This window comes from Variovorax sp. 20P10.2.4, from assembly GCF_058244205.1.
Window position 1 is genome coordinate 1 of sequence record NZ_JBZAYE010000296.1, and the last position, 8,720, is coordinate 8,720.

General features: G+C 69.6%; 8 protein-coding genes. 7 read left to right on the forward strand and 1 reads right to left on the reverse strand.

Going from position 1 to position 8,720, the window contains the following annotated elements; all coding sequences use genetic code 11:
• The 3 genes from AC27VN_RS24120 to AC27VN_RS24130 form a co-directional block, all read left to right on the forward strand.
• Nucleotides 1-1,243 (forward strand): protein-disulfide reductase DsbD family protein (locus tag AC27VN_RS24120; protein WP_490878143.1); only part of this gene is annotated, 1,243 nt, incomplete at its 5' end.
• A gap of 95 nt (nt 1,244-1,338) precedes the next feature.
• A complete protein-coding gene (locus tag AC27VN_RS24125; protein ID WP_296788854.1) occupies nt 1,339-2,043 on the forward strand; it encodes a redoxin domain-containing protein in 705 nt (234 codons plus the stop codon).
• Between the two features lie 165 nt (nt 2,044-2,208).
• Nucleotides 2,209-3,525 carry an MFS transporter gene (locus AC27VN_RS24130; RefSeq protein WP_208510196.1) on the forward strand — a complete coding sequence of 439 codons (1,317 nt, stop codon included), beginning with the start codon at nt 2,209-2,211 and terminating at the stop codon, nt 3,523-3,525.
• A gap of 10 nt (nt 3,526-3,535) precedes the next feature.
• On the opposite strand, the gene AC27VN_RS24135 is transcribed toward AC27VN_RS24130, so the two are convergent.
• On the reverse strand, nt 3,536-4,447 hold the full coding sequence (locus AC27VN_RS24135) for a LysR substrate-binding domain-containing protein (protein ID WP_490878144.1): 912 nt from the start codon (nt 4,445-4,447) through the stop codon (nt 3,536-3,538).
• 162 nt (nt 4,448-4,609) lie between these two features.
• Between AC27VN_RS24135 and AC27VN_RS24140 the strand changes: the two genes are divergently transcribed.
• The 4 genes from AC27VN_RS24140 to AC27VN_RS24155 form a co-directional block, all read left to right on the forward strand.
• Nucleotides 4,610-5,602, forward strand: coding sequence for a tripartite tricarboxylate transporter substrate binding protein (locus AC27VN_RS24140; RefSeq protein WP_490878145.1), 993 nt, complete (start codon nt 4,610-4,612; stop codon nt 5,600-5,602).
• An 8-nt stretch (nt 5,603-5,610) separates the two neighbouring features.
• Nucleotides 5,611-6,906 (forward strand): hypothetical protein, encoded by a 1,296-nt coding sequence (locus AC27VN_RS24145; RefSeq protein ID WP_490878146.1) that lies wholly within the window; start codon nt 5,611-5,613, stop codon nt 6,904-6,906.
• A gap of 53 nt (nt 6,907-6,959) precedes the next feature.
• Entirely contained in the window at nt 6,960-8,075 is a 1,116-nt protein-coding gene (hemE, locus tag AC27VN_RS24150; RefSeq protein ID WP_490878147.1) for a uroporphyrinogen decarboxylase, read from the forward strand.
• A gap of 437 nt (nt 8,076-8,512) precedes the next feature.
• Nucleotides 8,513-8,720: hypothetical protein (locus AC27VN_RS24155; RefSeq protein WP_490878148.1), on the forward strand; the 208-nt coding region annotated here is incomplete at its 3' end.

Sequence of the window (8,720 nt, forward strand, 5' to 3'; positions counted from 1 at the left end):
GGCCTCGAACGAGATCGCGCCCCAGCCCATGGGCACGCTGCTGGCCGCGCTGCTCGGCGCCTTCCTCGGCGGCCTGCTGCTCAACCTCATGCCCTGCGTGTTCCCGATCCTCGCGATCAAGGTGCTGGGCTTCGCGCGCCAGGCCGGCAACCGCAGCGCGCACCGGCAGGCCGGGCTGGCCTACACGGCCGGCGTGATGCTGTCCTTCCTCGCGCTCGGCGGCGCCATGCTCGCGCTGCGCGCGGCCGGCGCCGGCCTGGGCTGGGGCTTCCAGCTCCAGTCGCCCGCGGTGGTGGCGGTGCTGGCCGCGCTGTTCACGCTGATCGGCCTGAACCTGGTGGGCGTGTTCGAGTTCATGCGCACCGTGCCCTCGTCGGTGTGCAGCGCGCAGGCCAAGCACCCGATCGCCAACGACTTCCTCTCGGGCGTGCTCGCGGTGGTCATCGCCTCGCCCTGCACCGCGCCGTTCATGGGCGCCTCGCTGGGCTTCGCGATCGGCCTGCCGGCCGGCCAGGCGCTGCTGCTGTTCGCCGCGCTGGGCTTCGGCCTCGCGCTGCCCTACCTGGTGGCGGGCTTCGTGCCGGCCATCGCCTGGCTGCTGCCCAAGCCCGGCCCGTGGATGAGCACGCTGCGCAAGCTGCTGGCCTTCCCGATGTTCGCCACCGTCGCCTGGCTGGTCTGGGTGCTGGGCCAGCAGACCGGCATCGACGGCGCCGGCACCCTGCTGGCGCTGCTGGTGTGCCTGTCGGCGATCGTCTGGGCGCTCACGCTGCGCGGCCGCTCGCGGCTGGTGATCGCCACGGTGCTGATCGGCTTCACCGTGGTGCTCACCAGCGCCATCGGCCGCAACGTGCTGACGACCGTCGAGCCCGCGAAGCTCGCGAGCGCCGCGGGCTCGAAGGAAGCGCGCTGGCAGCCCTGGTCGGCCGAGCGCGTGGCCGAGCTGGCCGGCGACGGCCGCCCGGTGTTCATCGATTTCACCGCCGCCTGGTGCGTGACCTGCCAATACAACAAGAAGACCACGCTGTCCGACACCGAGCTCTTGGCCGCCTTCGACGACAAGAAGGTCGCGATGCTGCGCGCCGACTGGACCCGTCGCGACCCCGCGATCACCGCCGCGCTGACCGCGCTCGGCCGCAGCGGCGTGCCGGTCTACGTGCTGCAGGCCCCGGGCAAGCCGCCCGTGGTGCTGACCGAGATCCTGGGCAAGGACGAGGTCCGCGCGGCCCTCGCCGCGCTTTGACCACGGCTGTGACATGGGTTGTCACAGGCACATGAAAAAACCGCTCTAAGCTGTCGCCGTCATTCGGAAATATCTCCATGGAGTTCGATCAGCCCATGTCCCTTCCCCCCTCCACCGAGCTGCGCCCCGACTCGCGCTCGGTGCGCGCCGCGCGCCGAGCCCGCGCCGCTCTCAGCCGTGCCTCGCGCCGCGCCGTCATGGCCGCCGCCGTCGCGCTGGGCGCCACCTTCCTCGTGAGCAACAACGCCTTCGCCGCGCCCGCCGTGGGCCAGCAGGCGCCCGACTTCGTCGCGGTCGACACCAGCGGTGCCAAGCACAAGCTGTCCGACTTCGCGGGCAAGTTCGTGGTGCTCGAATGGACCAACCCCGGCTGCCCCTTCGTGCGCAAGCACTACGGCAGCGGCAACATGCCCGCCACGCAGAAGGCCGCCACCGACAAGGGCGTGGTCTGGCTGGCCATCAACTCCACCGAGCGCGCCGCCAGCGACTACCTGAAGCCGGCCGCGCTGGCCGACTGGATGAAGTCGCAGTCGGCCGCGCCCACGGCGGTGCTGATGGACGAGGACGGCATGATCGGCCAGGCCTACGGCGCGCGCACCACGCCGCACATCTTCATCATCGATCCCAAGGGCACGCTGGTGTATGCGGGCGGCATCGACTCCATCGCCTCGGCGCGCGTGGACGACATCAAGACTGCCGTCAACTACGTGAACCAGGCGCTCGGCGAGGCCTTCGGCAACAAGCCGATCACGGCGGCCAGCACGCGGCCCTACGGCTGCTCGATCAAGTACAAGACCTGAGCCCGGCCCCGGGCCCGTCATCCAGCAAGAGGCGCCGCGGCGCCTCTTTTCTTTTGGGGCCGGCTTTGACAGGTACCTGACCACGCGCGTCAGCTTGCCGTCGGGCAATGCTTCCTACCCTCGGGGTGCACACATCGCGCACGCACAACCCAGGGGACTCCACACATGACCACAGCGTCCAAAGGCGCGGCCAGCACCGCCTCCAGTTCCAAGTTCGCCACCGTCCTGCGCGTGACCGGCGGCAACTTCATGGAGATGTTCGACTTCTTCCTGTTCGGCTTCTACGCCACGCAGATCTCGAAGGCCTTCTTCCCGGCCGGCGACGAGTTCGCCTCGCTGATGCTGACCTTCATGACCTTCGGCGCCGGCTTCCTGATGCGGCCGCTGGGCGCGATCTTCCTCGGCGCCTACGTCGACCGCGTGGGCCGCCGCAAGGGCCTGATCGTCACGCTCGCGCTGATGGCGCTGGGCACGCTGCTGATCGCCTGCGTGCCGTCCTACGCCACCATCGGCTTCGCCGCGCCGCTGCTGGTGCTGATCGGGCGCCTGCTGCAGGGCTTCTCGGCCGGCGTGGAGCTCGGCGGCGTGTCGGTCTACCTGTCGGAGATGGCCACGCCGGGCCGCAAGGGCTTCTACGTGAGCTGGCAATCGGCCAGCCAGCAGGTCGCCATCGTGGTGGCGGCCGCGCTCGGCTACTGGCTCAACGTGACTTTCAGCGCGCAGGAGATCGGCGACTTCTACTGGCGCGTGCCCTTCTTCGTCGGCTGCCTGATCGTGCCGGTGCTGTTCGTGATCCGCCGCTCGCTGCAGGAGACCGAGGAGTTCATGGCGCGCAAGCACCGCCCCGACGCGCGCGAGATCTTCCGCTCGATGGTCGCCAACTGGGGCCTGGTGATCGCCGGGATGATGCTGGTGTCGATGACCACCGTGTCCTTCTACCTGATCACGGTCTACACGCCGACCTTCGGCAAGGCCGTGCTGCACCTGAGCACCACCGACGCGCTGGTCGTCACGCTGTGCGTGGCCATCTCCAACTTCATCTGGCTGCCGATCATGGGCGCGCTGTCGGACCGCGTGGGCCGCAAGCCCCTGTTGATCGCGTTCACCGTGCTGACCATCCTCACGGCCTACCCCTCGCTCAAGTGGCTGGTCGGCGCGCCGAGCTTCGCGCGCATGCTCGAGGTCGAGCTGTGGCTCTCGTTCCTCTACGCGAGCTACAACGGCGCGATGGTGGTGGCGCTGACCGAGGTGATGCCGGTCAGCGTGCGCACGGCCGGCTTCTCGCTGGCCTACAGCCTCGCGACCGCGCTGTTCGGCGGCTTCACGCCGGCCGTGGCCACCGGCCTGATCGAGATGACCGGCGACAAGGGCGCGCCGGGCCTGTGGATGACGGCGGCCGCGGTCTGCGGGCTGGTGGCGACGCTGGTGCTCTACCGGCGCAACGTGAGCCCGGCCGACGCGCGGCGCGTGCCGGCGGTCTGACGCACCCGCGCTAAAGCGCCTTGCCCTTCCCGAAGTCGCGGAAGTAGGCCTTCAGCAGCCCGACGAAGTCCTCGGCGATGGCCGAGGGCGCCGACTGCGGCGACAGGGCCATCGAGGCCTCGACCGGGCAGCGCGGCCGCAGGGGCAGCACCTTCAGATCGCGCGCGAACACCGAGGCGACGTAAGGATTGACGATGCCGATGCCCGTGCCCTGCGCGGCCATCATGCAGATCGTGACCGAGTAGGTCGTCTCCACCGTCGCCGCCGCCTCCACGCGGTGCTGCTGCAGGGTGCCGAGGAACTGCTGGTGGATCTCGTCGTCGGCATTGAGGGTGAGCAGCACCTGGTCCTTCAGGTCGCGCACGTGCAGGCTGGCGCGGCTCGCGAGCGGATGGCCCAGATGCAGCACGCACACCGCGTCGCTGCGGTGCAGCGGCACCGCTTCGATCTGCGGGTCGCTGATCCCCGAGGTGGTCAGCGCGACGTCGTACAGGCCGTAGAGCAGCCCTTCGCGCAGCGCGTGCGAGCCGACGGTCTGCAGGTTCACGTGCACCTGCGGGTAGCGCCGCGAGAAGGCGTGGACCACCGGCGGCATGACGCTCAGGCCCAGCGCCGGCGTGCAGCCCACGCGCAGCGAGCCCGCGCCCGACTTGCGCATGACGGCCACGCTCTGCTCGATGCGGTCGAGCCCGAGGAAATGACGCTGCACCGTCTCGAACAGCTGCCGCGCCTCGTGCGTGGGCCGCAGCCGCCCCTTGTGGATGTCGAACAGCTTGAGCTGCGTGGCGTTCTGGATCTGCGCGAGCAGGCGGCTCACCGAGGGCTGCGTGGTGTGGAGCATGGCAGCGGCCGCCGTGGTGGTGCCGGTCTGCATGACCGCGCGGAAGGCCTCGATCTGGCGGAAGTTCAATGGTCGCGACATGCAAGGACTCCTGGGACGGCGCCGTCGGCGCGTTCGCGAGGGCATATCTTTTCTGCATAGCCCGGCGACAAGATTGAATTTTCCAGAATGATGCCGCGTTCCTAGACTGCGCCCATTCCCACCATTCATCGCGCCCCACGCGGCGCGCAGCAAGGAACACGCATGACACAGCAATGGCCGCGCCGGGCCGTCGGCCTCGGCCTTCTCGCAGCCGCCCTCGGCCTCGCCGCGGCGGCATCGCAGGCCGCGGAGCCGAAGACCTATCCGGACCAGATGATCCGGCTCGTGGTGCCCTTCACCGCCGGTGGCAGTTCCGACGTGCAGGCCCGCATGCTCGCCGACCGGCTGGGCAGGCTCTACAAGCAGCCGGTGGTGGTCGAGAACCGACCCGGCGCCGGCGGCCACATCGGCGGCAAGTTCGTGGCCGATGCGCCGGCCGACGGCTACACGCTGCTGCTCGGATCGGTCGGGCTGCACGCGACCTATGGCGTCTTCAAGAAGCTCAGCTACGACCCCGCGAAGGACCTGAAGGTGATCACGGTGCTGGCCGAGATGCCGCACGTGGTGGTGGCCACGCCCTCCCTGCCCGCGGGCGACCTGAAGCAGCTGGTGGCGCTGGCGCGCAAGGCGCCCGACACCCTCAACTTCGGCTCCGCGGGCGTGGGCTCGTCGGTGCACATGATCGGCGAGCTGTTCCGGATCAGCGCCGACGCGCCGATCGTGCACGTGCCCTACAAGGGCAGCTCGGCCGCGCTGAACGACCTGCTGGCCGGCCAGATCCAGCTGATGTTCGAGAACCCGCCGACCACCCTGGCCCACATCCGCGGCGGCAAGCTCAAGGCCCTGGCCGTGACGGGCAAGACCCGCCTGCCGGCCCTGCCCGAGGTACCGACCGCAATCGAGGCCGGCTTCCCGGCCTTCGAGGCCACCTCGTGGACCACGGTGGCGGCCAGCGCCAGGCTGCCGGACGCCATCGCCGACCGGCTCAACGCGGACATCCGCCGCATCGTCTCGTCGAGCGAGTTCGCCCAGGGGCTGGCCGAGCAGGGCATGACCCCGGTGGCCAGCACGCGCGAGGCCGCGACCCGCTTCGTCGCGGCCGAGAAGCTGCGCTGGGACAAAGTGATCCAGCAAGGCCGCATCGCCGCGGAGTGAAGGAACCGATGACCGATCCGCTTTTCACGGGCTTCGCACCCGCCGCCTGCCGCCGCGTCGGAACGGACGATGGCCGGCAGCACCACTTCTTCGGCTACTACGACAAGAGCGCCTGGGACCGCAGCGGGCGCTACCTGCTGGCCCAGCAGGTGCCCTGGATGGACACCGAACTGCAGCCGGACTCCAGCGCCCGCATCGGCTGCTTCGACCTGCAGGACGGCGACCGTTTCCATGTGCTCGGCGAGACCACGGCCTGGAACTGGCAGATGGGCAGCCAGTTGCAATGGCTGGACGGGGCACCGGGCCGCCAGCTGATCTACAACTGCCGCACGGGCGATGCCGGCGCGTTCTATCCGGGCTTCGGGTCCACGATCGTCGACCTCGACAGCGGCGCCAGGCGCGTGCTGCCGATGCCCGTCTACGTGGTCGCGCCCGACAGCCGCTATGCCCTGAGCGTGGACTACCGGCGCCTGTACGTCACGCACCGGACCATCGGCTACAGCGAGGCCGGCGGCCCCTTCGAGCTGCCGCTCGCACCGGAGGGCGACGGCATCCATGCGATCGACCTGGCCACGGGCAGCACGCGCCTGGTCCTGAGCTACCAGGACCTGCGCCGCTTCCATCCGCGGGCCTCGATGGACCGGGGGATCCACTGGGTCAGCCACATCGAGATCAACCCGTCGTCCTCGCGCGTGCTGTTCCTGCACCGCTGGACCGAGCGTGTCGAGGACGAGACCTGCTTCCTGCACCGGCTGCTCACGATGAACCCCGACGGCTCCGACCTGCGCCTGCTCGAGTGCTCGGACCATCCGCTGCCGCAGCTCGCGCAGGACTTCGACCCCGATGCCGTCGGCACCTTCGACTACGAGAAGTCCGAATACCAGATCTCGCACCCGCTGTGGCGCGACGACGAGCACATCGTCGTCTGGAGCCCGCACGCGGGCAGGATCCGCTACCACCTGTACCACGACAGCGTCGGCGGCGCGGTCGAGGCGATCGGCGAAGGCGTGCTGGTGGAGAACGGCCACATGAGCTTCTCGCCCGTGAACCGGCGCTGGCTGCTGAGCGACACCTACCCCGATGCGCGCACGCACGAGCGCGTGCTGTTCCTGTTCGACATGCAGACCGGCCGGCGTCATGCGCTGGGCAGCTTCTACGCCACGCCCGCGCTGGGCAAGGAGAACCGCTGCGACCTGCATCCGCGCTGGAGCCGCGATGGCCGGCAGGTCTGCATCGACTCGGTGCACGAGTCGCAGCGGCAGATGTACCTTCTCGACGTGTCGGGGATCGTGCAGGCCGGCTGACGCGGAACGGGCGGCCCCGGGCCCGGTGCGAAGGGCCCTGCGACAATCGCCCGATGCCCTTCGCCCCCCTGCAAAACGACACCTTCCTGCGAGCCTGCTGGCGCCAGGCCACCGACCACACGCCCGTCTGGCTGATGCGCCAGGCCGGCCGCTACCTGCCCGAGTACGTCGCCACCCGCGCACAGGCGGGCAGCTTCATGGGACTGGCCACCAACGTCGACTACGCGACCGAGGTCACGCTGCAGCCGCTGGCGCGCTATCCGCTCGACGCGGCGATCCTGTTCTCCGACATCCTCACCGTGCCCGACGCGATGGGCCTGGGCCTCTCGTTCGAGGCCGGCGAGGGCCCGCGCTTCGCGCGCCCGCTGCGCGACGAGGCCGCCGTGGCCACGCTCGAAGTGCCCGACATGGACAAGCTGCGCTACGTCTTCGACGCCGTGGCCTCGATCCGCAAGGCGCTCGACGGCCGCGTGCCGCTGATCGGTTTCTCGGGCAGCCCCTGGACGCTGGCCTGCTACATGGTCGAGGGCGCGGGCTCGAGCGACTACCGGCTCGTGAAGGGCATGCTCTACGGCCGCCCCGACCTGATGCACCGCGTGCTCGCGGTCAATGCCGATGCCGTGGCCGCCTACCTCAATGCCCAGATCGACGCCGGCGCGCAGGCCGTGATGGTATTCGACAGCTGGGGCGGCGTGCTGGCCGACGGCGCGTTCCAGGAATTCAGCCTGGCCTACACCGCGCGCGTGCTCGCGGGCCTCAAGCGCCACGGCCCCGACGGCCAGCCGGTGCCGCGCATCGTCTTCACCAAGGGCGGCGGGCTCTGGCTCGAGGACATGCGCGCGCTCGACTGCCAGGTGCTCGGCGTGGACTGGACCGTGAACCTCGGCGCCGCGCGCCGCCGCGTGGCCGAGGGCAGCGATGGCCAGGCCAAGGCGCTGCAGGGCAACATCGACCCCAACGTGCTGTTCGCGCCGCCCGCGCGCATCGAGGCCGAGGTGGCGAAGGTGCTGCAGGCCTTCGGCGCGCCGCATGCCGACCGCGCGACGGCCGGGCCGACCCACATCTTCAACCTGGGCCACGGCATCAGCCAGTTCACGCCGCCCGAGCACGTGTCGGCGCTGGTGCAGGCGGTGCACACCCAATCGCGCCAGCTGCGGCAGCCGGCCTGACACGGCCCGCGGGCCGCCGGCCGCAGCCGCCCGCCGGCATGGCGGATGTGGAAAAGAAGATGGCCAAAATGCGGCGCCGCGGCTTTGTCAAGGCCCAAAACGGGCTTCGGCGACCGACTTATGCACAAAACGCGTGTTGCAGTGCGCAAGATTGCGTTAGGCGGTCCTGGCACCGCTACCAAAGCAATAGCGAAGCTAAGTTGTTGATTTATATGGAGTTTGAACTTTGCCCTTTTTACGGGCATTCCAGCCAGAGCCTTGATTTTCAAGGCTTGGCGGCGAGTCCAGCCCGGTTTTCAACAAAGTTATCCACAGAAACTCTGGACGGGCCGCAAAGCACTGAAAAATCAATGACTTAAGTGACTTTGCTCAACACTGCTTTAACAAACCCTGCCAACGAGGACACCATCCCTAACCGGCCCATTCCCTCCGAAGACCTGCTCGGCGAGCCGACGAACGGCAGTCCGGGGACGTCCGGCGCCGCCTTGCCCTGGCGCATCGACGTGGCGGTGCAGACGCCCGCGCACAGCGCGCTGGGCGACGTGCTGAGCTATGGCGGCGACGCGCCGCTGCCGGCCGGCACGCTGGTGCGGGTGCCGCTGGGCCGGCGCGAGGTGCTCGGGGTGGTGTGGCATGCCGAGGCGC